The sequence below is a fragment of the Pedobacter psychrodurus genome (assembly GCF_032678585.1).
Classification (GTDB): domain Bacteria; phylum Bacteroidota; class Bacteroidia; order Sphingobacteriales; family Sphingobacteriaceae; genus Pedobacter; species Pedobacter psychrodurus_A.
The window spans coordinates 40,896-65,248 of record NZ_JAVTSN010000025.1 but is presented as its reverse complement, the minus strand read 5'-3'; the positions used below and the strand labels follow the sequence as shown (position 1 = coordinate 65,248).

Here is a 24,353-nt window from a genome sequence, read left to right as displayed (position 1 = left end):
CCTTCAACAACCTCTGGTTTTGTCTATAATAAGCGTAACTCTCTTAATAACAGTTAAGTTACGCTTTTATTGTACTGACTTAAAGTAAATTATAGAATGTATTATTTATTAGATATTTTAATATAATTCTCAATTGCCATGGTCATCGACGGCACACCTGGGGTTGGTGCAGCAATATCCACGATAAGATCCATGTCTGTACAGGCCTTACTGGTGTTTGTTCCGAAAGCTGCAATCCGTGTATTATTTTGCTTAAAATCAGGAAAATTCTTAAACAAAGACTGAATGCTAGACGGGCTAAAAAATGCAATTACATCATAAAAAACTTCAGCTAGGTCAGATAAATCGCTCACTACAGTTTTAAATAAAACAGCAGGGGTAAAATCATAACCACTTTTCTCTAGAAACTTCATGGTGTCTTCTGTAGCCATATCAGAACAAGGGTACAAAAATTTCTCATTTGCATGCTTTTTCAATACTTCAGCTAAATCTGCTGCAGTTTGTTTACCAAAAAAGATTTTACGCTTTCTATATTGAATGTATTTCTGAAGATATAATGCAATAGTTTCAGAAAGACAGAAATATTTTAATTCTGCCGGTACGTCATAACGCATTTCTTCACAGATTCTAAAGAAATGATCTGCTGCATTACGACTGGTAAAAATAACTGCCGTAAAATCGGCCAAATTAATTTTATCTTTCCTAAAGTCTCTTGCGGGTACACCTTCAACGTGAATAAAAGACCTGAAATCAACTTTTAGGTTGTGTTTTTTAGCCAAATCGTAGTAAGGAGATTTTTCTGTTTCAGGCTTTGGTAAAGTAACCAAAATACTTTTTACTTTGCGGATTCTAGAGTCGTTCTTTTCTTGCATTTTCCTTTTTCCTGCTACAGCCCTATCGTTTTAATTAGTATTAGGATAGGACATATTTCGAGGGCGCAAAAGTACAAAATTAAATGCATTCTAGAAAACTTATTATTAGAAAGTATTGTAATTCCTGCCCTCAACAATTGAAACGCAAAAATTATGCCTAACAATAAGAACGCCAACACGATATATACCAATCCATATTTAAGTGGGGATAGTGCAAAAGCAACAACCAGAGGGATAAATAACAACGATGCATTAAAGTAACTGAGGTACAATATGGATATATATTCGCCTACCGGTTTTTGAACATTAAACAGGTAACCCAAAAAGCGCAAAAGGATTAATTTCAGTGCGTAAAAAGCAATGATGGTGATGGAGATGCTGAAGAAAAACTTAAATCCGTCCTTTGCCTGATACATATCATTCCATTGTGCCACAAGGAAAAAAAACATGCCGAAAACGAAACCGAACTGCACAAAAAGCAGTAAAAATGGCCAGGAACTAAAAAGATTATCTTCTTTATTGATATTGTTTAAGATCCTATTGCTAAAGAATGATTGAACAATAGCAGATAATTGTTTCGAAAATGCATTTTTTAAGATGGCAAAGATGATGAGCATGCCAAAAATAAATCCCAATAAACCTACATTTCCTTTGGGTATTTTGGTACCAAGCTGATAGGGATTCACTTTTTTCTTTAAATGCTGGTATTTCTTTTGCCAGGCCAACAGATCCAGCTTGGGGGAAAGATATTCTTTTTCAATAGTATCTAGAAGCGCATTTTTGTTGATTAAACTATCTGGCAGCACCCAGGTGTGATGAACAATAGAATCTGTCGAAAATTTCTGCCTCGCCAATGTTGCCGAATCCGGGCGATACCTTCTATACTGGTATTGATTAACAGCAACACTATCCGTTTGAACAGGAATTTCTTGTGCAGCTATAAAATTAGCCGACCATAAAAATGCGAACAAAAGGAAAATGAATTTCGGCATGCTGTAAATCAAAACTTAAGGATGCAAAAGTAATTGAATAATCATGGTTTACCTAAAGAAAATAAATGGATTTAAGATGTGTTAAATCTTCTCTCTAGATTTTGCTTAAGATCTGGCAAATAAAAGAAGTGCTTCGTAACTACCAATGAGCAAACTTTCTTTTTCTTTCTCATCCAAAGGGGTTTGCCCATCAATATAAACTAAATCTAATCCCATAAAATTTTAGGCATTTCCTTTTTAAGTTCTTCGGTTCTTTCATTTATGGCTTTCTCAACCCTTTCCTTAAAATTTTCCTGATCTTCCAATTTCATTGTGTTTGATGTTCTAAGCACAATTTTTGTCGCCAGTTCATTTGCTTTTTCCTCGATCATGGCGTCTAGAGAACCAGCTTTAGGTACAAAACCATAAACCAGCTCCATATTCATAACCCTCGCCAATTCACGTAATGATTTTATTGTGATGGAACCATCTTTCTCCCTTTTTCTATCTCTAGAACACCTTGCCTGCTGATGGAAAGTTTTTTTGCCAATTGTTGCATAGACATACCAAGTGTAATACGGATTGCTTTAATCCACCCATCTGGCGGAGCTGCAATACGGCTTAAAATTGAAAAACTTAAAAGTTTACCATTCAGCTACTGAAGCATTAGTGATTTTTACTCATAAGTAAAGTTATTACTTTACAAAAACAATAATAAAGTAAAGTTATAGCTTTACTTTTAATCACGGTTAAGTTCTTGAAGGATGTAACCACATATTATGACAATAAAGAAAAAGTAACTTCATTATCTTTGCACCAATGTCTGGTATCTATATCCATATTCCTTTCTGTAAAAAGGCTTGTCACTATTGCGATTTTCACTTCAGCACTTCTTTAAAATATGCTGATGAAATGGTCGATGCGATCTGTAAAGAGATCAAAATGAAAAAAGATCGAATTAGCGGACAGATTGGAAGTATTTATTTGGGCGGGGGAACACCTTCTATTCTGTCGCAAACAGCATTGCAAAAGATTTTTGATACGATTAACCATACTTTTTCAGTCGATACAAATGCAGAAATCACCATCGAAACCAATCCTGATGATTTAACCGCTCAGAAATTAAAAGAGCTTAAGCAATTGCCTGTTAACCGTTTTAGTGTAGGGATCCAATCTTTTTATGATGAAGACCTGATCTGGATGAACCGTGCACATCAGGCCAGAGAAGCTGAAGATTGTATCAGAAGAAGCCAGGATGCAGGATTCGAAAATCTAACCCTTGATTTAATTTACGGATATCCATTACTCACCGATCAGAAATGGTTGAACAATATTCAGAAAGCCATTGAACTGGAAGTTCCGCATATTTCTGCGTATGCTTTAACTGTTGAGCCAAGAACAGCTTTAGCACATGCCATTAAAAACAAAAAACAAACGCCTGTAAGTGATAACCAAAGTGCGGCCCAGTTCATAATTTTGATGGACAAATTGGTTGAAGCTGGCTTTGAACACTACGAAATTTCTAATTTTGCTAAACCAAAGCATTATGCGGTACACAATACCAATTACTGGAAAGGTGTAGATTATATCGGCGTTGGGCCGTCAGCACATGGCTTCGACGGTCAAAACCGATACATGAACCCTGCAAATAACACTTTATATATCGAAACTTTAGGGAATAACAAACTCCCTGAAATTGTTGAGGAATTAAGCCTGAACGATAGGTTTAACGAATATATCATGACCTCACTCCGGACGGTGTGGGGAACTGATCTGCAAAAAATAAATACCGATTTCGGGAAAGACTTTTTAGAAGAGACAAAACATAACCTAAAAAATTTCGATGATAAAGATTGGCTGATCATTGAAAGAGATAAAATCTGCTTAAGTCAGAATGGGAAACTATTTGCCGATCATATTGCTTCTGAATTGTTTATTGTAGCAGAAAATGAGTAAAGGAACGAATTAGAGAATAAATGAGTTTTGAATGAGAGAATGCTTCGTAACACAAGTCCATCATTCTGTCATTCAATCATTCTCTAATTCAATAATTATATATCTATGTCAAAAATTGTATGGATTACAGGCGCATCATCAGGTATTGGCGAGGCACTGGTATATGAACATTTTAAAGCTGGCGACAAACTGATTATATCGGGAAGAAACCGCGATGAGCTTTTTCGTGTAAAAGGCAACTGTCAAAATTCTTTTAATGTACATGTCTTGCCATTCGATCTGAGCGAAATTGCAACACTCGAAAGCAAAGCTGCCGACGCGATACGCATTTTTGGCAAAATAGATTTACTGATCAATAGCGGTGGTGTAAGCCAGAGAAGTTTAGCGCTGGAAACCAACTTACAAACTGAGCAACAGATTATGGATACCAATTTCTGGGGAACAGTTATACTGAGCAAAGCGGTTCTGCCTTTAATGATCGAAAACGGTGGCGGACAAATTGTTGCAATCAGTAGTCTTGTTGGAAAATTTGGCACAAAATTCCGCTCTGCTTACGCAGCCTCAAAACATGCTTTGCATGGTTATTTCGATTCCCTTCGTTCGGAAGTCTATGATCAAAATATCGATATTACCATTGTATGTCCAGGTTTTATCAAAACAAATGTGACCTATAATGCGCTTACCGGAGACGGAAATCCACTAAATATGATGGGGGATGCACATGAAAATGCCATGACTCCTGCCGAATGTGCCAAGCAAATTGTATTAGCAATTAAAAGCAAAAAAGAAGAAGTTTATATCGGCGGAAAAGAAACCAGAGCTGTATTGTTAAAGCGTTTTTTCCCAAAGATTTTTTCTAAAAAAGTGAGAACAGCCAAGGTAAATTAGCTTTGCGTATTGCGGTTGGCGATAAGCGCGACCAACGATTTTCGCAATGGATGCGACTTAGAGAAGAAGACAACTTACCTAAATCCAATTGAAGTGAGATCCTTTTAACTGTTATTCTGAGTGGAGCCGAAGAACATCCAAAAGATTCGGCGAAAAGTGAGACTGCCCCATCCGGAGAAGTACTAAATCACATTTGTAAAAAAAATTAAAGAACTAATAATCAATAGATTAAATAATAATTTTCATTTCTAAAAACCAAGCATCTGTAAGCCGTCGTAAATGGAATCAAATAACAGAAACTTAAAAATTAGAAATAATGAAAAATTTAATCTTATCCGTATTTGCCGTAATTACAATGGCATTCACCACTCAAGTTTACGCTCAAAAAAACCCAATGGTTGGTGGAGCAGCAATGTATTCAACTAAAGATATTGTAGACAATGCCGTAAACTCAAAAGACCATACAACACTAGTTGCAGCAGTTAAAGCAGCAGGTTTAGTAGAAACCTTAAAAAGCGCTGGTCCTTTCACTGTTTTTGCACCAACTAACGCTGCATTTGATAAACTTCCTGCAGGAACTGTTGACAATTTGGTTAAACCAGAAAACAAAGCAATGCTAACAACTATTTTAACTTACCATGTTGTTGCCGGTAAAATGGATAGCAAAGCCATTGCAAAAGCGATTAAAGCGGGCGGTGGTAAAGCAGAACTAACTACAGTACAAGGTGGAAAACTTTGGGCTTGGATGGAAGGCAAAAAATTGGTTTTAAAAGATGAAAAAGGCGGAATGAGCACCGTAACAATCGCTGATGTGTATCAAAAAAATGGTGTGATTCATGTAATCGACACTGTTTTAATGCCAAAATAATATTTGAAAGCTATCCTTATTAAAAACATAAATCATATTCCAGGTGATTTATACATGAACGTTCTTGCTTACCGCAAGAACGTTTTTTTATTGTTTAATTGTCAGCTATTTATAATTTTCAGTTTTTACAAGTTTATTATTAGAACAGCTTTGTTCTACATTTAATTATGATGCTTAAATTTGGCAGCTTAAAAAAAATATATCGCATTATAGATAGAAAATAAACCTACTGATTAATAGCAGGCAAAACTCAAGAAAAGAATTTACCGAAATAATAATTATTGGATGAGAGAATGATCGGATGGGCATGTTTTGTGATGCTAGTTTAATCTTTCTCTCTTTCAAAATTTTAAATTCACTCATTCAAAACTCAGTCATTAAAAAATTCCATACATGCATCCCAATATTATAAAAATTCAGGAAATAATAGAGCCGGTTAAGCAAGAGATCATTAACCATAAAGTTTATTCGGCCATTAGCGAACTGGAAGATCTCCAGATTTTTATGGAGCACCACATTTTTGCCGTTTGGGATTTCATGTCGTTGCTTAAAGCTTTACAGATTAACTTAACCTGCACTACCCTACCTTGGTTCCCGGTTGGCGACCCTGTTACCCGCCAACTGATTAATGAAATTGTGGCTGGTGAAGAATCGGATGTTGATGCAGATGGAGCCATTAAAAGTCATTTCGAACTCTATTTAGATGCAATGGATCAATGCGGAGCCAATACCAGACCGATTAAGGCCTTTTTAAATGAACTGATAAACGGCAAAAGCTTTAGTGAAGCTTTCGATATAGCTAATGTGCCTGCAAGTGCAAAAGACTTTGTAAATGCCACTTTCGAAACCATCAACAGCGGAAAAACACATTTACAGGCTGCAAGTTTTACCTTTGGCCGGGAAGATTTAATACCTAACATGTTTTTTAGCATGGTAAATGATCTGAACAGCACACAGGCAGACAAGGTATCGATTTTTAAATATTACTTAGAACGCCATATTGAAGTAGATGGCGACCACCATAGCCATTTGGCGCTTTCGATGACAGAGAAGCTTTGTGAGAAGGATGAAGCCTTTTGGTCAGAAGCAGAAGAAACCACAAAACAGGCCTTACAGAAAAGGATTGATTTGTGGGATGCAGCCTATGCTGAAATTGTTAAAAATAAAGTTGAGGCGTAATTACTAAATTGTTAAGTATTTGCTAATTTAGATTACGTAATTTTAGTCACATTTACCTGTTAACATCGATTTTGTAAAATAAAATTTACACATTTGTTGTTCGGCACAAATAACCGATTTTAAGCGCATGAGTTTCATTTTAAAACCTGTTGATATCGTTGAGAGCATCACTCCCGAAGATTTTAAGAAAAATTATCTGAAAACTAAACGTCCGTTAGTAATCAAAGGCCTAACTAAAGATTGGCCTGCCAGAGAAAAATGGACAACTGAATATTTAAAAGAAATTGGCGGTGAACTGGAAGTTCCACTTTATGATAACTCTAAAGCAGATCCATCCAAACCGATCAATGCGGCTACCGCGCACATGAAATTTGGCGATTACCTTGATCTGATCAAGCGTGAACCAACCGAACTGAGGATATTCTTTTTTAACCTGTTTAAGAAAGTTCCTAGTTTAATCAATGATGTAAAAATCCCCAAAGATTTAATGGGTGGCTTTATCGAAAGTATGCCTGCCATGTTTTTTGGTGGTTCTAACTCGGTAACCTTTTTACATTACGATATCGATTTGCCACACATTTTCCATACACACTTTGGCGGCAGAAAACATATTGTTTTATTCGATAACAAATGGAAAGATAGGTTGTACTGTTTGCCAAATGCAACTTATGCTTTGGAAGATTACGATGTGGCCAACCCTGATTTCGAAAAATTCCCTGCGTTAAACGGTGTAGAAGGTTACGAAGTTTTTTTAGAGCATGGCGATACTTTATTTATGCCTACAGGCATGTGGCACTGGATGAAATATCTGGATGGCTCATTTTCATTAAGTTTAAGGGCCTGGGACCAATCGATTACCCGCAAAGTAGCCAGCGTATGGAGTTTATTTACGCACGGTGCAATTGACAGTTTGATTAAAATGACCTTTAAAGAAAAATATGCGCATTGGAGAGAGAAAAAAGCAGTCAAAATTGCTGAAAGAGCTTTAGCCAAAGGCAGGCCATAAAAATGATAGAAATTTAAAATACAACGGGGCATCGGTAACGATAGCCCCGTTTTTTGTTATTATTGTGCAAACTTTTAGTTTTAGCATCAGTTTAAAAAATCAGATACCAATGGAAAATAACATACTTAGCGAAAAAGAAAAAATGCTGGCAGGCAAGGCCTATCAAGCCGGAGGCGAAGAACTTTCTAAGGAAAGGTTAAAAGCACGCGAACTCGTTTTCGAGTTTAATAACCTCGCACCAAAATTTATCAAACAGCGTAAAGAATTACTAAAAAAGCTATTCGGAAAAACAGAAAGGATGTTTTATGTTGAACCTCCATTTAGATGTGATTATGGCTATAATATCGAAATCGGCGATAATTTTTATGCAAATTTTAACCTTGTTATTTTAGACTGTGCTAAAGTACGGATTGGCAGTAGTGTTTTTATTGCCCCTAACGTTGCCATTTATACCGCAGGACATCCTATTCATGCGCATTTGAGAGATCAGGAATATGAATGGGCACAGGAAGTTATCATTGGCAACAGTGTTTGGATCGGTGGCAATGTAGTAATTAATCCAGGTGTTACCATCGGGTCAAATGTAGTGATCGGATCGGGCAGTATCGTTACCAGGAATATCCCGGATAATGTTTTTGCCGCAGGAAACCCGTGCAGGGTAATCCGACAGTTGACAGATGCAGACAAGGATTATTATTATAAGGATTTTAAGTTGGGGGAATAAACTGAATCATGCATCCCCGTTTGCAACGGGGATGCATGAGAGAGGCGGTTTTATCGCCATTATACTTATACACACAGCATTAAAAATGCTGTTCCCGCGAATCCTCGTTACAAACGAGGAGTATATAGTTGTGTTTCATCATGACGATTCACCTCATCCATTTTCCATCTCACATTTTCCATCCTTAACTGCTATGATCGGCAACTACTTTCCACTCTCCATTAATTTTTCTGATCAAGAGTGTAAAATATCCTTTAAGTTCGTCTTTTTCGCGTTTAACATTCCAACTGCCCAATACAAAAGCAAGATCAGGGTTTAAAAAATCGACCTTTTTTATCCCGAATACCAAAAACCCCATTGCCGATTTATCGGGATAGCCCTTCTTATAATTATCCAGTGTTTTTTGCCAACCGTAGGTTGGTCCGCTTTTACCTACAAAAAGTAAACTGTCTGATTTTACATAACCTTGCATAAAAGCTTCAACATCGCCTTTGTTCCAGTCGTTACGTTGCTTTTCGAGCAGATTGAGTATGGCTTGTTTATCTTTTGCATTCTGGGCGTAGGTGCCAAATGAGACTAATAGCAAGGCGATAAGAAGTGTTTTTTTCATAGTTATTGAAATTGAGGTAAAAATTAAAGATATGAAACAAATTATTTTGTTCCATGGGTAAAAATTCTTTATTTACATATCTATAAATCTGCTATGCAAAATAAAGTAATTACAATTGGCGAAATACTTTGGGATGTTTTCCCGGAGGGGAAAAAGGCTGGCGGCTCGAGCATGAACGTTGCGCTTAATTTACACAAACAAAGTATAGAAAGCAGTTTCATCAGCGCTGTTGGTGATGATGATAATGGCAAAGAGTTATTGAACTTTTTAGCATACAACCATTTTGCAAGTGATCTGATTCAGGTAAACAGCAAATTGCCTACCAGCACTGTTGTGGTACAGCTTGATGAAAACCATCAGGCTACCTATACCATAAAACAGCCCGTGGCATGGGACGACATTAAAATAACTGATGAAAACATAGCCGCCGTAAAAGCGGCCGATGCTTTGGTATATTGTAGTTTAACCTGCAGGGAGGAGCAATCTAAAAAAACTATTCTTGCGCTTTTGGAAAATGCTAAAACCAAAATCTTCGACATCAACTTACGCGCTCCATTCTTCGAGAAAGAATTAATCGCTGAACTATTGGCAAAAGCTGATATCCTTAAAATAAACGAGGATGAAATTGTATGGGTTAAACAATCGTTTAGTTTAACTGGCAATACAGACGAACAACTTTTAAAACAACTTTCCAGTCAGTTTAATATCGAAATCATCTGCTTAACACTTGGCGATAAAGGCGCATGTGTACTAAAAGATGGCAAATTGTTTAAACACGCGGGTTACAAAGTACAGGTAGCCGATACCGTTGGTGCCGGCGATGCTTTTTTAGCTACGTTTATTGCCTGCTACCTGCAAGGTTATCCTATGGAAACCACTTTGGATAATGCCTGCAAAGTTGGTGCTTTTGTGGCTTCACAAACTGGCGCTAATCCTGATTATAATAAAAAGATTTACCATATGGCATTGGGGTAAGCTTTTAAAGACCTCGCAGGTTTTTGAAACCTGCGGGTCTGCACTCCGCTCCAAATATGACACCCCGCTTAAATTAATGCAAATCGAAACTTTTATCTTCGATAAATCGTTAATACAAGCACATGAGAGGTTTTCGTTTTTCTGATTACAAGCCTGGCGATACGCCAAAGGGTGGGTTCGATGAGTTGCTGAAATTATTTAGCGAATTGCTAAACTATACAGCAGGAGATGCAGCAGAGGCTTTAAGCTGGCTGAACGAGCTCGATAAACAATATAAATTAACCAACAACGATTATGGTATCGGTAATTTTATCGACGACCTGAAAGACAAAGGTTATCTGACCGAAGACAATCAATCGGGAGAGTTTAAAATTACAGCCAAAACGGAACAGACAATCCGCAAATCTGCCTTAGACGAAATTTTTGGGAAACTGAAAAAATCTGGCCGGGGAAACCACAATAGTGACCAATCGGGTATTGGCGAAGAGAAAAATGCCGATAGGCGTGAATACAGTTTTGGCGACAGTTTAGACCAGATCGACATGACCGCCTCCATCCAAAATGCACAGATTAACCACGGCATTGGCGATTTCACTTTAACCGACCGGGATTTGGAAGTGGAGGAAAAGGATTTTAAAACCTTAACATCAACGGTATTGATGATCGATATTTCGCACTCGATGATTTTATATGGTGAAGATCGGATTACGCCTGCCAAAAAGGTTGCAATGGCCTTAGCAGAACTCATCAAGACGAAATATCCTAAAGATACTTTAGATATTGTTGTTTTTGGAAATGATGCCTGGCCAATCAGCGTGAAGGACCTGCCTTACTTACAGGTTGGCCCTTACCACACCAATACCTATGCAGGTTTAGAGTTGGCTGCAGATTTACTCCGCCGAAGGAAAACGCACAACAAGCAGATTTTCATGATCACGGATGGAAAACCAACCTGCCTGAAAGAAAATGGCAAATACTATAAAAACAGTATGGGCTTGGATAGAAAGGTGATTAATAAAACCTTAAATATGGCGGCTCAATGCAAGCGGTTAAAAATCCCGATCACCACCTTCATGATTGCCAAAGACCCGTATTTACAACAATTTGTCCGCCAGTTTACCGAGATTAATGGCGGAAGGGCCTTTTATAGCTCATTAACAGGCTTAGGCGAGTACATTTTTGAAGATTATATTAAAAACAGAAGAAAAACAGTTAAATAAGTCATGAGTCGGAAGATATGTTGCTTAACGGCAATTTACAATCATGGTGAACCTCATATCAATTAATATGGCTAAACGCACAAACAGATATAAGTTAACATTAGAAGAAATATCTTTAGCAAGAGAAGAAGACATCAGAAATGCACCTTTAACACTTGAGTTTGATAACCACGACAATATATTTAGCATTATAAATGCCATTAAAAGCAAAAACATTTTTGATGACGAAAATCAAAGTACTGAGTTTGCTATTGGTTTGAAAATGTTTACAGAAGTAGTTTTAAAAAACAGAGACCTTGAACTTTTCAAAGAACTTCAGCCGGCAATTGGTGAGTTTATGAAAAAATTGAAGCGTAAATAACGAATAGTATAGATCCCATATATGCAAAATACAACATTAGGCCAGTTAAAGGCTACAAATTATACATCAAGAAGCGTTAAAGAAGAACTCAGAGAAAATCTGATTAAAGTGCTCCGCGATAAAAAAACCGAGTTTGAAGGCATTATCGGTTACGATGAAACGGTTATTCCTGAATTGCAGACTGCCATTTTATCACGTCATAATATTTTACTTTTAGGTTTACGTGGACAGGCGAAAACACGGATTGCCCGTTTAATGGTAAACTTACTGGATGAGTATGTACCTTACGTTGCCGGAAGCGAGATTTTCGATGATCCCTTGAATCCGATCTCGTGGTATGCCAAAAACGAAATTGCCATAAAAGGTGATGATACCGAAATTGCCTGGCTGCACCGCAGCGAAAGATATACCGAAAAACTGGCTACACCAGATGTTACCGTTGCCGATTTAATTGGAGATGTTGACCCTATAAAAGCCGCAACATTGAAATTAACCTACAATGATGAACGTGTAATTCACTTTGGTTTAATTCCACGCGCACACCGCGGTATATTCGTGATTAATGAGCTTCCAGATTTACAGGCGCGTATCCAGGTAGCATTATTTAATATGCTGCAGGAAAAAGACATTCAGATCCGTGGTTTCAAATTGCGTTTACCACTGGATATCCAGTTTGTATTTACAGCAAATCCTGAAGATTATACCAACCGTGGAAGCATTGTAACCCCTTTGAAAGATAGAATTGAAAGTCAGATTTTAACCCACTATCCTAAGAGTATTGAGATTTCGCGCAAAATTACTTTTCAGGAAGCTAAATTAACGGCCGATCAAAAAGCCAATATTGAAGCCGACGGTTTGGTGAAAGATTTAATAGAGCAGATTGCTTTTGAGGCGCGTAAAAGCGAATATATTGATCAAAAATCAGGTGTTTCGGCAAGGTTAACCATTTCAGCTTACGAAAACTTAATCAGCACTGCCGAAAGAAGAATGTTGATTGCAGGTGAGAAAAATACTTTTGTGCGTTTATCCGACTTAGCTGGAATTATTCCTGCTATAACAGGTAAAATAGAGCTGGTTTATGAAGGTGAGCTGGAAGGGCCTGCGCACGTGGCTACCACCTTAATCGGTAAAGCCGTTAAAACCTTATTTGCACGTTACTTCCCTGACCCGGAAAAAGCGAAAAAGAGCAAAACAGCCAACCCTTATACCGAAGTAACCGAATGGTTTACTGAAGGCAACAACGTTGATGTTACCGATGCTTTAACCAATGCACAGTATAAAAAAGCATTAATGCTGGTACCAAACCTATACGATCTGGTTAAAAAATTCCATCCAAAATTAAGCGAAAATCAAACTTTATTGTTAATGGAGTTCGTATTACATGGCCTGGCAGAATACTCGCAGCTAAGCAAAAATTATTTAAACGGCGGCTTCGGCTTTTCGGATATGTTTGGCAGTTTATTTAACGCCGAATTCGACGAAGAAGAGGATGAAGACGATTTCAGATAATATTGAATTTATCTAATTTGATTAGCTTTGACAAATTCTTCCTTTAGGAGAATATCTGTCAAAGCTTTTTTATTTATAAACCCGAATACATAATGGGAAGATTACCTTTTATCATTGTCGACTGCATTTTTATTATTGCATTTGATATTTACTGCTTTAAAGCCATTATTGCCGTTTTTAAAAAATGGAAACCAAACACAAAAAAAGTATTTGCTATTGCTTACTGGACATATAGCATACTATTAATTATTGGTGTGTTTTGTGGTATTTACCTTAATCTTTTTCTTACCCTAAGAGCCATCATTCTAGTAGCATTCTTTTTAACTGTAGCCTGCAAACTGGCCATGTTGCCCTTTTTGGTACTGGATGATTTACGCAGGTTATTTATCAAGATTTTTAAAAGAAATAAAAAGAATGAAGTTTCGACTACACAACCTATAGCAACATCTGCCGCGGCAGAACCTATTTCCCGTTCTGAGTTTTTAGTTAAAGCGGGTTTGGTGGCCGCAGCTGTTCCTCTAACATCATTGAGCTGGGGCATTATTTCAGGAGCTTACGATTATCAGGTGAGGAGAGTGAATTTAATCCTGCCCAACCTGCCAAAGGCATTCGACGGCATCACCATGGGACAGATTTCTGATATCCACTCCGGAAGTTTTTATAACAAAACTGCCGTAAAAGGCGGCGTAGAAATGCTCTTAAAGGAAAAACCAGATTTCATTTTTTTTACAGGCGATTTAGTGAACAACCTCACCAACGAAGTAAAAGATTATCAGGATATATTTTCGAAAGTAAAAGCGCCGTTAGGTGTATATTCATCATTGGGAAATCATGATTATGGTGATTATTATTTCGGCAAGGAATCTTCTCCAGCCAAAGTAAAAAACCTGAAAGATATGGTTGATGTACATAAAGTAATGGGTTACGATTTATTGATGAATGAAAACCGCAGGTTGAAGGTAGATGGCGAAGAAATAGGTATTCTGGGCATTGAGAACTGGGGAATGGGCCGTTTTCCTAGATATGGAAAAATGGAACTGGCTGTTCAAAATACAGATGATTTACCAGTTAAACTTTTGCTAAGTCACGATCCTTCGCACTGGCGAGGAGAAGTTTTACAAAAATATCCGCAAATAGATGCCATGTTTAGCGGTCACACGCACGGGATGCAGTTTGGTGTTCGTTTAAAAGAATTTCAATGGAGCCCGGTACAATACATCTACAAAGAATGGGCAGGTTTATACCAGGAGCAAAAACAACAGCTTTACGTTAATGTAGGTTATGGTTTTTTAGGTTATCCGGGCAGGGTTGGTATTTTACCAGAGATCACGATTTTTACCTTGAAGAGAGCATAGTGATGTCAGATGTTACCATCTGACAAGCATATATAACCGGTCAGAGAGCTTAAATTAATAATGATTGATTTTGAATGATTAAATGAGGGAATATCGCGCTAGGTCTAAAATGATTGAATTTCGAATGATTGAGTTTTGAATGATTGAATATTCTGGCATGGTGCCTAAACATTCAATCATTCAAAACTCAATCATTCAATAATTATTTATCCCGCGTTAAAACGGTATCCTACGCCCCTAACAGTTTGTAAAAGCTGAGGATTATCAGGATTCAGTTCGATCTTCTTACGCAAGCGTACAATGTGCATATCAAGTGTTCTGGTATTTACATCAGAATTATAACCCCACACCACCAACATTAATTCGTCGCGGTTGATTACCTTACCCGGATTACGCAAGAAATAAAGCAGGATACGGTTTTCCAATATGGTTAATTCTATTTTCTTTCCATCCCTAAACAAAGTATGAATGTTTGGATGGTGTTCCATATTGCCAAAACGGTGGATTTCGGCTGTATCTTTATTGACAATGAATTTCACCTTACTTTCTAACATGGCCACTAAAACATCCATATTAAATGGTTTGGTGATATAATCAGATGCACCAAAGTTATAGGCGTCGATTTTATCCACATCCTGTGCCTTAGCTGTCATCATGATGATCAGGTTCTCAAAACCCTGCTTGCGCACATTCTCGCAAACTTCAGCACCTTGTTTACCTGGCATCATCCAGTCCAATAAAACAATATCAGGCTGGTCGGCCAAAATCATTCTTTCACCAGCTTCGCCATCATTTGCTTCGAGTACGGTGTACCCTTCTCCTTTTAAACGGTGAGCTACAAGAAAGCGAAGATTTTCATCATCTTCTACGATTAATATTTTTACTTCTTTAGACATGTATGTGTGTTTTAATGCTGTTGCAAAGTTGAAAAGTTTCAAGGTTAAATTCAACCTTGCAAGATTTAACATTTCAACTATTAAAATTTAACTATTATATGGCAGCACGATCTTAAATTCAGTGCCGCTCCCTACTTTACTTTTTACAGAGATTTCTCCATCCATAAAGTTAACCAGTTCTTTGCAGAATGCCAAACCCAAGCCTACACTTCCCATTTGGTTATATTCATTCTGAATTCTGAAAAACTTCTTAAATATATTGTTTAATTCTGACGATGCGATACCTATCCCTTTATCCGTAAAACGGAAAACCAGCACCCCTTTAATCAGTTTTGCGCTGATATGTAATTTTTTCTGATCAGGTTTCGAATATTTATAGGCATTTTCAGCCAAATTATCGAACAAACTCCCCAATAACACAGGATCGGTAATAAAGGTTTTAAAGCCCAGCACCTCATAAGTCATTTTAAAATCGGGATGTTTTAAGGTATGCGATTCGATAGTGCTTTCTATAAAATCAACAATATTAACTTCCTCGTGGTTGAGTTTGATCGCCTTATTCTCGATCTGGGTAAAAGCCAGTAGTTTGTTCATTAAACCATTCAGTTTATCGGCTTCTTCATCTAGTATTTTACCATAAAGCTGCTGCTCGCGCTGCGTTAAAGCTGTAGCGCTTTTAATGTTGTTGCCTGCAATTTTAATGACGCTAACAGGCGTTTTAAATTCATGTGTAAGATTATTTACAAAGTCGTATTGCAGCTTAAACATTTTACTGTTGATGTTCAGGTTACGGTAAATTAAAAAGGCAACCAATAAAAGCACACCATAAACCAACAAAAGTACCAGGGCAATTGGCATGAAGTAAATAAAAATCTCTTTTTTGATGTACGATTTGGAGGAAAGAAAGTAAAACTTAAAATCCGAAAATGCACCGGGCAAGGCTATTTCTGTGGTAATATTTTCATCAGAAGTATCGATCGGATCATAGGTAAGCGGTTCAATCCTGATACTTTGGTACAATAAAGGCCTTGTATTCACCACCTTGATTTTATGCGCATCTAACTTAAAAACCATTACATCCTGCTGATAAACCGGTGCAGGGCTAAGCTTGCGCCTAATCATATCCTTATAATTCCTTAAATCTTCTCTACGGGGTATATTAAGGTAGGTGATTTTATTTTCGTTGGAATTAACAATAGAAAAATTGGTGAACAGTTCTTCTTGTGTGGGTACCGATGCGGTATCCAGATCTTCAACAAAAGTAGCCAGTTTGATTGCGATTGCGTTAAAATCGCTACCTACTGCAAAAGAGCGGGTATCATCTTCCGAGTATAGCTTTACCGAATCGGGTTGTATCCCTTTACCAAACTGATAGATAGATTTGGGACCAATACCCAGGTGGTTTGCATTGATACCATCTTTAACCGGAACATTCTTTACTTCTGTATCGTAAAAGGTAACCTTCGAAATAAAGGGATATTTTAACATCACCGTATCCACAAACTTGGATGCGGTAGAGGAATCCAAAAAGCCATTATAATAGGAAATTTCAGGCATTTTGTTCTGAAAAAAGTCGTTATAGGGCTTAATACTTTGCTCCAGCACATTTACCTTTTCCGATACAAAATCATTCTCTATCGATTTTTTACTGTAGTTAAATGCCAGGAAAAGCGAAAGGATAAAAAGAATGGAAATGAGTACAATGAAAGTTACACCAAGGGAGAAATTTTTACGGTAACTGCTTTTCTTATCTAAGGCCATATCTATTTTTTACCTAGATTTTCCTTTAAAAACTCTTCTAAGGCTTTGTACAAGGCTGTTCTGCTCTGCTGGCGTACCACTGGATCTGGGCCCTCCTCCTTTTCGATATAGGTAACCTGAACATTTCGTTTTTTAAGCTCTTTGATAAACTGTACCCCTTCCGCAACATTCACACTAGGGTCTTTGGGGTTTTGAGCAATAAAAATAGGTGCCTTAAACCGGTCTGCATGAAACACTGGTGATGCAAAACGCATATAATCAGTTTCGGTTATCGGATTACCTACAATTTCGTAATACATCTGTAATTTCGCCTTTAAATATGGAGGAAAGGTTTTTAGGTAACTAAACAGGTTAATCACGCCAGAATTTGATCCACCACATTTATAAATATCGGGATTTTTATACAAACAATTTAGCGCAATATAACCTCCAAAACCATTACCATAAATGGCAATTTTTTTAGGATTGGCAATTTTTTCGCCAATTAACCATTTAACACCATCGTTAACATCTTCCTGTATTTTATCACTCCATTGTTTAAAACCCGCAGCATAAAACGATTTCCCATAACCTGTAGAGCCACGGTAATTTACCTGCAGAACAGCATAACCGCGGTTGGCTAAAAACTGCACTTCGGCATTATATCCCCAACTGTTTCTCGATTTGGGGCCATTATGTGGCAACACCACCACAGGTAAATTAACCGGCTTTTTATTTTTAGGCAGGGTTAAATAACCATTAATGGTTAAACCATCACGGCTTTTGAAACTGATCGGTTTCATGGCATTCATGTCTTCCGGTTTAATGGAAGGGCTCACATCCGTAAGTTTTTTAAGCTTATTTTCACTGGCTGTGTACAGATAATAAGAACCAGGGTTTTTATCGGTAAAAGTCCGTATTACAAATACTTTATCCGTTTTATCCTTATCCAGAATTACCCATTCGGTGCCAGGTAAAAGTTTATCTATTCTAGAGTAAGCCACTTTAGTACTGTCATCAAGATAATATTTTTCTCTTTTCCAGGTTTCGCAGGTTGCAAAAAGCATTTTTTTTCGAAAACGCGAATAGGTTGCGTCTACCACGTTTAAGGTATCGTTTGCAAAAAGAGCCTGTTTTTCTTTTCCGCTTTTTAAATCAATGGCCACCAATGCATTTTTATCGCGGTTAACACTAGAGATCGCATACAATACATTGGGCTGGTCTTCCGAAAATGCGATTGGCTGGAAAGTGGTCTCAAAATTATTGGTCATCACTGGTGCAAAAGCCTGATCTTCCTTTTCGCGGTACATTAAGGTTTCATTCACCCCATCACTGGCCACGGCAATTTTAAGCACGCCTTTACTATCAGTCATCCATCTGGTAATATTACCAGGATTTTTTGCCACAACCTCCATTTTTCCATCGCGTATATTTAGGCGATATACATCAAAAACCGTCGAATCGCGTTTGTTTGAGGCCACAATAATATATTTATCATCAATTAGTTGGTCTTCTATTACCTTTAACCGGTTTTTTTCATTGGCGCTCAACTGTACCTGTTTGCTTCCATCTTTATTGATCACGAAAATATCAGATCTGCGTTCTTTAGATCCATCTTCGGTGGAATAAATCAATTCATTATTACTCGTCCAGAATTGAAAGCCAATATTTTTTCCATTTAAATGGGTAAGTTGAATGCTGTTGCCCGTAGCGAGCTCTTCTACAAAAAGATCGAGTTTTTTATCCTGAAGTTTTAAATAAGACAGGCTCTTCCCGTCAGGAGAAATCCGGTAATAGGCTTTATCCTGTGTTTTAAAAAAATCGTCTACAGGAATAGTGTCATCGTTCGAGCCTTTACAAGCCCAAATCAATGCAACCATAAACAATAGAAAAATCCTTTTTAGCATAAATAAATCCTTTACGGGATGACAAAAATAAGTATCATAACAACTTTACCGCGATTTACACCAACAATGTTACTTATGCAAACAATAATAAGTCGTGGTTCAATTTAGTATTTATAAAATAGCTACAAAATAAAATACAGGTAACATTTAAAATACGTTTAATATCAATTGGCGCTTTAGCTAAAGATGTATTAAAATGTTACATTTAAAACTTATAATTTAGGGTTTATGAACCGCTTACTATTCATCATATTCTTACTGTTGACATTTGGGGCCGACGCACAGATTTTCCGTCCCAACCAACAGGTTGCACCCGATGAAAGTACTTTAGCCATTCAATATTACCAGGATGGTGACTATGAAAAGGCAGTTGTTCTGCTCGAAAAACTCTATTCCATTCCCGATAACGAGGCCTATTTCGATATCTATTTCAATACACTTGTAAAATTGAAGCGCTATGATGTTGCCGAAAAATTAGTAAAAAAGGAAATCAGGAAAAGTCCACAGAGTGATCTTTATCCCATAGCACTGGGCAAACTTTATCAGGAAAAGGGGGATGTGCAAGCGGCAAACAAGATGTTTACTGAGGTGATTGGCAAACTTCCGAAAGACGAATTTAAGATTAGGAATTTAGCCAATAGCTTTTACCGTTTTGAAAATTATGACTTTGCTGTTCAAACTTTTAAACAGGGAAGAAAACTGTTGGGCAATGATCAGTTATTTGCTTTTGAACTATTGAACATCTATCGTTTTAAAAAGGACAAGCCCATGCTGATGCAAGAGTATCTGGATGCTATGGGTACCATGCCACAGCTTTTACCACAGGCCGAAGCTGTACTGGCCTCTATTTTTGAAGATAAAAATGATTATCAGACCTTTCAGGCAGCCATTTTAAAAAAGATCCAGAAAGAACCAGACGCTGAAATTTATATACAATTGCTTACCTGGAATTACATCCAGCAACAGGAATTTGATATGGCCCTGCGCCAATTAATTGCTTTTGATAAACGCACCAAGGCGGATGGAGGCACTTTATTTAATGCCATTTATACTTTTGTCGATAATGGTGCTTACGAAACGGCCATTAAAGCTTACGATTATCTGTTAACCAAAGGAAAGGATAACCAGTATTATCTGCCTTCCAAAATCGAAATGCTGAACACCAAGTATAACCTGCGTACCAACGGGAAATACACTATAGCCGATCTTGATCTGCTGGCAAAAGATTATCAGGCATTATTGGAAGAAAACGGCAAAAACAGAAATACACTTTTCGCGATTAAAAAACTGGCCAATCTACAGGCTTACTATTTAAATCAGCCTAGCAATGCAGAAAAAGAGTTAGAAGAGGCGATAAAAATGCCAGGTATTAATGATCAGGAGCTTGGTCAACTGAAACTGGATTTAGGCGATATTTACATTTTAACCAACCAGCCATGGGAAGCTTTTCTGGTATACGAGCAGGTAAGCAAGCAGTTTGAAGGTCAGCCTGTGGGCAACGAAGCGCGTTTTAGAAGCGCTAAACTTTCTTTTTATCAGGGCAATTTCGAATACAGCAATGGCCAGTGTTTGGTTCTAAAGGCTGCTACTTCCCAGCTTATTGCGAATGATGCCCTTAACCTGAGTTTATTGATCAACGATAACATTCAAACACCAGCAGATAGCAATGCGTTAAAAATGTATGCTGATGCAGAAATGTTATTGTTTAGAAACCTGCCCGAACGTGCGGTAAAAAAAATGGACAGTATTGCCATTGCTTTTCCACAGAACAGTTTAACTGATGCCATTATGATGAGCAAAGCCAGGATTTTTATTAAAGCAAACGATATCCAAAAAGCTGCAGATATCCTTAAAAAAGTAACTGAAGATTTTAAAGATGGAATCTGGACAGACGATGCACTCTTTACCCTGGGCGATCTATACGAAAAGAAACTTAATGACATTGCCCAGGCAAAAATTTATTTCCAAAAACTGATTACCGATTATCCGGGAAGTATGTTTAGCGCCGAAGCCAGGAAAAGGTTTAGGAATTTACGGGGCGACGGGGTTTAGTTTAGTGATGGTTATTGCTTAATTGTTGAAATCGGTTAATCGGTGCCAAACGCCTACCTCCAAACGCCAGGCGAACCTACCTTTTCCAGTCCCAAACTACAACATTCCATTCTACCCCGCTAGTATCAGTGTAGGTATAAATTACTTGAAAGCCAATCCGTTTATGTGCATTCATCGATCGTAAGTTGATACTTGCAATCTCGGTGATCGCAAAATCGTATCTAGGCATAAAATATTCTTTGTATGCCTGATAACATTGATCGAATAAACCTTTACCGCGATAATCCTGCCCTACGCAAACCTGTCCAACTACAATATAATGATACGCTGAAACAGGCTTTTCCTGATAGGAAATATGATCAAAGCTTTCGTACATTTCGATAAGCCTGGGGATATCATTTTTCGATTGTTCAGTCATACCAAGTACATAAGCGGCAACTCGTTCGCCATCTTTTGCGATGATATTAGGCTCATATTGTTGCATTTTCTGCAGATCATCAAGCGCGTGCGAAACGGTAACAAAGCCCTGCTCTTTTATCTGTTGGGGCGTTAAATCCTTCTTTAGATTTTGTTGTTGAAGTTCGAGAATGCCTTCCAGTTCTCCGGTAGTAGATGAAGTGCTAATGGTAATCATTTAGGATATGGATAGGATTAGATATCCAATGCAATTATAGTTAAGGTTAGCAAAAAAATGGAACAGATACCCGCCAAAATTAAAATTCTGGCGCCATGTTGCCTATCGCTTAGCGAATAGGAAAACCGTATTTCACCAGAGCGAATTGTTCTTTTCTCTTTCATTAAATCCCAGCCCATTACCAGGCCCAAAATCCCCCCGGAAATTGCGGTGAGATAGCCTGTGTAAATGTAATTGCGCGTAGAGTTATCAATTTTTTGAGAGGCGTTGCTTCGTATCATGCTTTAAACAATGGGATTGACAAATTTAAAAGATTGGTACCACTTTAAAGAATAAAATCCGTTATCATCAATTTTTTAACGATTATATATTATTTACCTTTGTCCTATGTTTTTATATAATGTTACCCTTATACTTGATGATGCAGCTGCCGAAGAGTGGTTACAATGGATGCAAGATGTTCATATTCCAAAAGTTATGGCATCTGGAATGTTTGTTTCTAATCGCCTGTTAAAGGTTGTAGATTCTCCAAACGAAGGCGTAACCTATTGCGCCCAGTATGTTGCCGAAACATTGGATAACTACAATAATTATCAGGAAATATTTGCTCCGGCCCTACAGGAAGAGCTAAATGAAAGATATAAGAACCGTTTTGTAGCGTATAGAACCTTGATGGAGTTTATTGGCTAAGCCAAAAAATGATTGAATTTTGAATGATTGAATATTATAGATATTATTCACTCATCCAAAATTCAATCACTCAATAATTTATATAAGCTTCTCATTATTCTTATGCCGGTCTGCATCGCGGATACTCTTTTTCTCCAGATTTTTTTCTAAGGCATCCGTTAGATTTATACCGGTTTGGTTGGCCAAACAGATTAATACGAACATCACATCGGCCATTTCGTCGGCCAGGTTTACCTCTTCATCGCTCTTTTTAAAAGATTGTTCGCCGTATTTACGGGCCATAATCCGGGCAACTTCTCCAACTTCTTCCATCAAAATGGCAGTATTGGTTAATTCATTAAAATACCGGATGCCCGTCGTTTTAATCCAACGGTCTACTGTTTCCTGTGCTTCGTTAATGGTCATTTTTCTTTAAAAGTTATTTTTGCTATCTAAGTTTTGATATATTAGCCACAACGTAATTCTTATTATTAAATAACGCTAATCACAATACTAAATAAAATTCTCTAAATGACCGCTATCTTCAGTAATCAGCAACAAAGAGCTATTCATTCTATCTGGGTGCTGGGCCTCATTATCGCCTTTCTTCAAGTCAGCAATTATTTCATCAATAATTATGGCCCTGAAACTTCATTTTACACCTATTTGTGGGACACGCAAAACTGGTTTTTGGAAAGCCTGGTTTTTTCATGGTACTTCTACAGGAACAAAATGGTTACTAAAGGAGTAATTATCCAGTTATTGTTTATGCCATATTATATTTTCAAGTCAGAATGGGCAGGTTTTTTAGATTACCATATGGAAATCGACAATAGTGAACAAATTTATACCATACTCAATTTCGTTACATTTTTAATTCCCCTTATTTTATTTACCGTTTTTTATTACTGTGCCGAAACCAAACCTGATGGTATATCGAAAGCAAAGTCGCTTATTTCACAGTTTGTTTTTACCATCATTTTCAGCTTTATATTGTCTTCCGATCCAGATTCGCTATATAAATTTATCGGCAGTTTTGTTGGCACTTCCCTATATCAAAAGGATATTGCAGTATGCATCATTTTCTTGTTGATTTCTTTTAAAACCGTTTCTGTTTTAATTGCATTTTTATATTTATCAAACCGTATTTATAACTTAAAACAACTGGTAAATCCAATAGATGTGCAGCCGGTTTCTGTTAACTTCTTTAAGTGGGGCTTTTTAATCAGCTATCCGATATTTCTTTTATTGATTGTAGAAATGGGCGCCTCGGTTTTCACGATGTCGTTCTCATTTTCGGGATTGGAAATTTCAACTGCGATCAATGTGGTTTCTGGCTTAATTTTTCTTTTTATAACAGCGCGGTTTTTTGCCAATCTGATCCAGTTCCGCAATTACACGTTAAAAAAATATTATGGTGTGATAAACGCCTTGTCGGTTTTGCCTGTTTTAAACCTGGCGCCATTTTTCCTGCTTATTTACACTAAAATAAACGGAACATCCATTAGTAATTATATCCAAAGCCTAAAACAGAAACGGAATATACACCTGGCAATTTATTGTGCGTTATTGGTGATGTATTATGTTTATCAATATTTTTCAAAGGAAAAGCAGATGAGGGATTTTTCGGTATTTTACAAGCTGATTGTTTTTGTGGTCTCAATTATCTTATTATCAAGATTTAAGATCAGCACTAAAATTGTTCCTTTTTTGGCTGTGGGTATTTTATACTATTCTGATATTAAAGACCTATTCGATTTCACTGATGGCTTTTTATCATTTCTGAAGCATAAAATAATATCTTTTGTGTGGCTGGGCACCCTTGCTACATTTATATTCTACTATGTTATCGATTATATTCTGCACAAATGTTTTTATACCGAATATTTTGAGCAGCGGAACGAAGATGAATTTAAAGCTTATATCGAACGTTTTCAGTAAACAGAATTAAATGCTTTTTC

At 37.2% G+C, this 24,353-nt stretch carries 25 protein-coding genes; 14 read left to right on the top strand and 11 right to left on the bottom strand.

All coding sequences use genetic code 11. The features are described 5' to 3' along the window. Window positions 1-101: 101 nt before the first annotated feature. The 4 genes from R2S57_RS17010 to R2S57_RS30545 form a co-directional block, all read right to left on the bottom strand. Window positions 102-872, bottom strand: a complete 771-nt coding sequence (locus tag R2S57_RS17010) for a uroporphyrinogen-III synthase (RefSeq protein WP_316846146.1) — start codon at window positions 870-872, stop codon at window positions 102-104. 14 nt (window positions 873-886) lie between these two features. Beyond that, the gene (locus R2S57_RS17005; protein WP_316846145.1) at window positions 887-1,864 is read right to left on the bottom strand and encodes a DUF4271 domain-containing protein; all 978 of its coding nucleotides are present in this window, start codon (window positions 1,862-1,864) and stop codon (window positions 887-889) included. 206 nt (window positions 1,865-2,070) lie between these two features. After that, window positions 2,071-2,289 (bottom strand): hypothetical protein, encoded by a 219-nt coding sequence (locus R2S57_RS17000; protein WP_316846144.1) that lies wholly within the window; start codon window positions 2,287-2,289, stop codon window positions 2,071-2,073. A 26-nt stretch (window positions 2,290-2,315) separates the two neighbouring features. Continuing rightward, window positions 2,316-2,402 carry a hypothetical protein gene (locus R2S57_RS30545; RefSeq protein WP_410479084.1) on the bottom strand — a complete coding sequence of 29 codons (87 nt, stop codon included), beginning with the start codon at window positions 2,400-2,402 and terminating at the stop codon, window positions 2,316-2,318. A 260-nt stretch (window positions 2,403-2,662) separates the two neighbouring features. On the opposite strand from R2S57_RS30545, the gene hemW reads away from it, so the two are divergent. From hemW to R2S57_RS16970, 6 genes are all read left to right on the top strand, one after another. Beyond that, window positions 2,663-3,799: a radical SAM family heme chaperone HemW gene (gene hemW / locus R2S57_RS16995; RefSeq protein WP_316846143.1), complete on the top strand. Its 1,137-nt coding sequence runs from the start codon at window positions 2,663-2,665 to the stop codon at window positions 3,797-3,799. A gap of 105 nt (window positions 3,800-3,904) precedes the next feature. Continuing rightward, window positions 3,905-4,687 (top strand): SDR family oxidoreductase, encoded by a 783-nt coding sequence (locus R2S57_RS16990; RefSeq protein ID WP_316846142.1) that lies wholly within the window; start codon window positions 3,905-3,907, stop codon window positions 4,685-4,687. Between the two features lie 316 nt (window positions 4,688-5,003). Further along, window positions 5,004-5,555: a fasciclin domain-containing protein gene (locus tag R2S57_RS16985; protein WP_316846141.1), complete on the top strand. Its 552-nt coding sequence runs from the start codon at window positions 5,004-5,006 to the stop codon at window positions 5,553-5,555. Window positions 5,556-5,948: 393 nt separating this feature from the next. Further along, a complete protein-coding gene (locus tag R2S57_RS16980; protein WP_316846140.1) occupies window positions 5,949-6,734 on the top strand; it encodes a DUF3050 domain-containing protein in 786 nt (261 codons plus the stop codon). A gap of 127 nt (window positions 6,735-6,861) precedes the next feature. Beyond that, window positions 6,862-7,740, top strand: coding sequence for a cupin-like domain-containing protein (locus R2S57_RS16975; RefSeq protein ID WP_307525669.1), 879 nt, complete (start codon window positions 6,862-6,864; stop codon window positions 7,738-7,740). Window positions 7,741-7,849: 109 nt separating this feature from the next. Next, entirely contained in the window at window positions 7,850-8,464 is a 615-nt protein-coding gene (locus tag R2S57_RS16970) for a sugar O-acetyltransferase (protein WP_316846139.1), read from the top strand. Between the two features lie 184 nt (window positions 8,465-8,648). Here R2S57_RS16970 and R2S57_RS16965 read toward each other — a convergent pair whose 3' ends face one another. After that, window positions 8,649-9,074, bottom strand: a complete 426-nt coding sequence (locus R2S57_RS16965; protein WP_316846138.1) for a nuclear transport factor 2 family protein — start codon at window positions 9,072-9,074, stop codon at window positions 8,649-8,651. Window positions 9,075-9,167: 93 nt separating this feature from the next. Here R2S57_RS16965 and R2S57_RS16960 point away from each other — a divergent pair, with 93 nt between their 5' ends. The 5 genes from R2S57_RS16960 to R2S57_RS16940 all read left to right on the top strand — a co-directional run bounded on the left by R2S57_RS16960 (window position 9,168) and on the right by R2S57_RS16940 (window position 14,494). Beyond that, a complete protein-coding gene (locus R2S57_RS16960) occupies window positions 9,168-10,049 on the top strand; it encodes a carbohydrate kinase (RefSeq protein WP_316846137.1) in 882 nt (293 codons plus the stop codon). A gap of 122 nt (window positions 10,050-10,171) precedes the next feature. Next, window positions 10,172-11,269: a vWA domain-containing protein gene (locus R2S57_RS16955; protein WP_316846136.1), complete on the top strand. Its 1,098-nt coding sequence runs from the start codon at window positions 10,172-10,174 to the stop codon at window positions 11,267-11,269. A gap of 67 nt (window positions 11,270-11,336) precedes the next feature. Beyond that, window positions 11,337-11,630 carry a DUF3861 domain-containing protein gene (locus R2S57_RS16950; RefSeq protein WP_316846135.1) on the top strand — a complete coding sequence of 98 codons (294 nt, stop codon included), beginning with the start codon at window positions 11,337-11,339 and terminating at the stop codon, window positions 11,628-11,630. A gap of 21 nt (window positions 11,631-11,651) precedes the next feature. Continuing rightward, on the top strand, window positions 11,652-13,139 hold the full coding sequence (locus R2S57_RS16945; protein WP_316846134.1) for a sigma 54-interacting transcriptional regulator: 1,488 nt from the start codon (window positions 11,652-11,654) through the stop codon (window positions 13,137-13,139). 92 nt (window positions 13,140-13,231) lie between these two features. Beyond that, window positions 13,232-14,494 (top strand): metallophosphoesterase, encoded by a 1,263-nt coding sequence (locus tag R2S57_RS16940; RefSeq protein WP_316846133.1) that lies wholly within the window; start codon window positions 13,232-13,234, stop codon window positions 14,492-14,494. 206 nt (window positions 14,495-14,700) lie between these two features. Here R2S57_RS16940 and R2S57_RS16935 read toward each other — a convergent pair whose 3' ends face one another. The 3 genes from R2S57_RS16935 to R2S57_RS16925 all read right to left on the bottom strand — a co-directional run bounded on the left by R2S57_RS16935 (window position 14,701) and on the right by R2S57_RS16925 (window position 19,037). Further along, window positions 14,701-15,390, bottom strand: coding sequence for a response regulator transcription factor (locus R2S57_RS16935; RefSeq protein WP_316846132.1), 690 nt, complete (start codon window positions 15,388-15,390; stop codon window positions 14,701-14,703). An 87-nt stretch (window positions 15,391-15,477) separates the two neighbouring features. After that, the gene (locus R2S57_RS16930) at window positions 15,478-17,151 is read right to left on the bottom strand and encodes a HAMP domain-containing sensor histidine kinase (protein ID WP_316846131.1); all 1,674 of its coding nucleotides are present in this window, start codon (window positions 17,149-17,151) and stop codon (window positions 15,478-15,480) included. Window positions 17,152-17,153: 2 nt separating this feature from the next. Further along, window positions 17,154-19,037, bottom strand: a complete 1,884-nt coding sequence (locus tag R2S57_RS16925) for a S9 family peptidase (RefSeq protein WP_316846130.1) — start codon at window positions 19,035-19,037, stop codon at window positions 17,154-17,156. 228 nt (window positions 19,038-19,265) lie between these two features. On the opposite strand from R2S57_RS16925, the gene R2S57_RS16920 reads away from it, so the two are divergent. After that, window positions 19,266-21,089, top strand: coding sequence for a tetratricopeptide repeat protein (locus R2S57_RS16920; protein ID WP_316846129.1), 1,824 nt, complete (start codon window positions 19,266-19,268; stop codon window positions 21,087-21,089). Window positions 21,090-21,165: 76 nt separating this feature from the next. Here the strand turns inward: R2S57_RS16920 and R2S57_RS16915 are convergent, their stop codons facing one another. Together R2S57_RS16915 and R2S57_RS16910 are read right to left on the bottom strand one after the other, a co-directional pair. Next, window positions 21,166-21,723 (bottom strand): GNAT family N-acetyltransferase, encoded by a 558-nt coding sequence (locus tag R2S57_RS16915; RefSeq protein ID WP_316846128.1) that lies wholly within the window; start codon window positions 21,721-21,723, stop codon window positions 21,166-21,168. 17 nt (window positions 21,724-21,740) lie between these two features. Continuing rightward, the gene (locus tag R2S57_RS16910) at window positions 21,741-22,004 is read right to left on the bottom strand and encodes a hypothetical protein (RefSeq protein WP_316846127.1); all 264 of its coding nucleotides are present in this window, start codon (window positions 22,002-22,004) and stop codon (window positions 21,741-21,743) included. Window positions 22,005-22,110: 106 nt separating this feature from the next. On the opposite strand from R2S57_RS16910, the gene R2S57_RS16905 reads away from it, so the two are divergent. Then, window positions 22,111-22,413: a DUF4286 family protein gene (locus tag R2S57_RS16905; RefSeq protein WP_316846126.1), complete on the top strand. Its 303-nt coding sequence runs from the start codon at window positions 22,111-22,113 to the stop codon at window positions 22,411-22,413. 78 nt (window positions 22,414-22,491) lie between these two features. Here R2S57_RS16905 and R2S57_RS16900 read toward each other — a convergent pair whose 3' ends face one another. Beyond that, window positions 22,492-22,818: a nucleotide pyrophosphohydrolase gene (locus tag R2S57_RS16900; protein WP_316846125.1), complete on the bottom strand. Its 327-nt coding sequence runs from the start codon at window positions 22,816-22,818 to the stop codon at window positions 22,492-22,494. 105 nt (window positions 22,819-22,923) lie between these two features. On the opposite strand from R2S57_RS16900, the gene R2S57_RS16895 reads away from it, so the two are divergent. Then, window positions 22,924-24,333: a hypothetical protein gene (locus tag R2S57_RS16895; RefSeq protein ID WP_316846124.1), complete on the top strand. Its 1,410-nt coding sequence runs from the start codon at window positions 22,924-22,926 to the stop codon at window positions 24,331-24,333. The last annotated feature ends 20 nt before the right edge of the window (window positions 24,334-24,353 follow it).

Coding starts and splice junctions, on each gene's coding strand:
- R2S57_RS17010 (WP_316846146.1), bottom strand. CDS start 872: ATGCAAGAAAAGAACGACTCTAGAATCCGCAAAGTAAAAAGTATTTTG.
- R2S57_RS17005 (WP_316846145.1), bottom strand. CDS start 1,864: ATGCCGAAATTCATTTTCCTTTTGTTCGCATTTTTATGGTCGGCTAAT.
- R2S57_RS17000 (WP_316846144.1), bottom strand. CDS start 2,289: ATGAATATGGAGCTGGTTTATGGTTTTGTACCTAAAGCTGGTTCTCTA.
- R2S57_RS30545 (WP_410479084.1), bottom strand. CDS start 2,402: ATGCAACAATTGGCAAAAAAACTTTCCATCAGCAGGCAAGGTGTTCTA.
- hemW (WP_316846143.1), top strand. CDS start 2,663: ATGTCTGGTATCTATATCCATATTCCTTTCTGTAAAAAGGCTTGTCAC.
- R2S57_RS16990 (WP_316846142.1), top strand. CDS start 3,905: ATGTCAAAAATTGTATGGATTACAGGCGCATCATCAGGTATTGGCGAG.
- R2S57_RS16985 (WP_316846141.1), top strand. CDS start 5,004: ATGAAAAATTTAATCTTATCCGTATTTGCCGTAATTACAATGGCATTC.
- R2S57_RS16980 (WP_316846140.1), top strand. CDS start 5,949: ATGCATCCCAATATTATAAAAATTCAGGAAATAATAGAGCCGGTTAAG.
- R2S57_RS16975 (WP_307525669.1), top strand. CDS start 6,862: ATGAGTTTCATTTTAAAACCTGTTGATATCGTTGAGAGCATCACTCCC.
- R2S57_RS16970 (WP_316846139.1), top strand. CDS start 7,850: ATGGAAAATAACATACTTAGCGAAAAAGAAAAAATGCTGGCAGGCAAG.
- R2S57_RS16965 (WP_316846138.1), bottom strand. CDS start 9,074: ATGAAAAAAACACTTCTTATCGCCTTGCTATTAGTCTCATTTGGCACC.
- R2S57_RS16960 (WP_316846137.1), top strand. CDS start 9,168: ATGCAAAATAAAGTAATTACAATTGGCGAAATACTTTGGGATGTTTTC.
- R2S57_RS16955 (WP_316846136.1), top strand. CDS start 10,172: ATGAGAGGTTTTCGTTTTTCTGATTACAAGCCTGGCGATACGCCAAAG.
- R2S57_RS16950 (WP_316846135.1), top strand. CDS start 11,337: ATGGCTAAACGCACAAACAGATATAAGTTAACATTAGAAGAAATATCT.
- R2S57_RS16945 (WP_316846134.1), top strand. CDS start 11,652: ATGCAAAATACAACATTAGGCCAGTTAAAGGCTACAAATTATACATCA.
- R2S57_RS16940 (WP_316846133.1), top strand. CDS start 13,232: ATGGGAAGATTACCTTTTATCATTGTCGACTGCATTTTTATTATTGCA.
- R2S57_RS16935 (WP_316846132.1), bottom strand. CDS start 15,390: ATGTCTAAAGAAGTAAAAATATTAATCGTAGAAGATGATGAAAATCTT.
- R2S57_RS16930 (WP_316846131.1), bottom strand. CDS start 17,151: ATGGCCTTAGATAAGAAAAGCAGTTACCGTAAAAATTTCTCCCTTGGT.
- R2S57_RS16925 (WP_316846130.1), bottom strand. CDS start 19,037: ATGCTAAAAAGGATTTTTCTATTGTTTATGGTTGCATTGATTTGGGCT.
- R2S57_RS16920 (WP_316846129.1), top strand. CDS start 19,266: ATGAACCGCTTACTATTCATCATATTCTTACTGTTGACATTTGGGGCC.
- R2S57_RS16915 (WP_316846128.1), bottom strand. CDS start 21,723: ATGATTACCATTAGCACTTCATCTACTACCGGAGAACTGGAAGGCATT.
- R2S57_RS16910 (WP_316846127.1), bottom strand. CDS start 22,004: ATGATACGAAGCAACGCCTCTCAAAAAATTGATAACTCTACGCGCAAT.
- R2S57_RS16905 (WP_316846126.1), top strand. CDS start 22,111: ATGTTTTTATATAATGTTACCCTTATACTTGATGATGCAGCTGCCGAA.
- R2S57_RS16900 (WP_316846125.1), bottom strand. CDS start 22,818: ATGACCATTAACGAAGCACAGGAAACAGTAGACCGTTGGATTAAAACG.
- R2S57_RS16895 (WP_316846124.1), top strand. CDS start 22,924: ATGACCGCTATCTTCAGTAATCAGCAACAAAGAGCTATTCATTCTATC.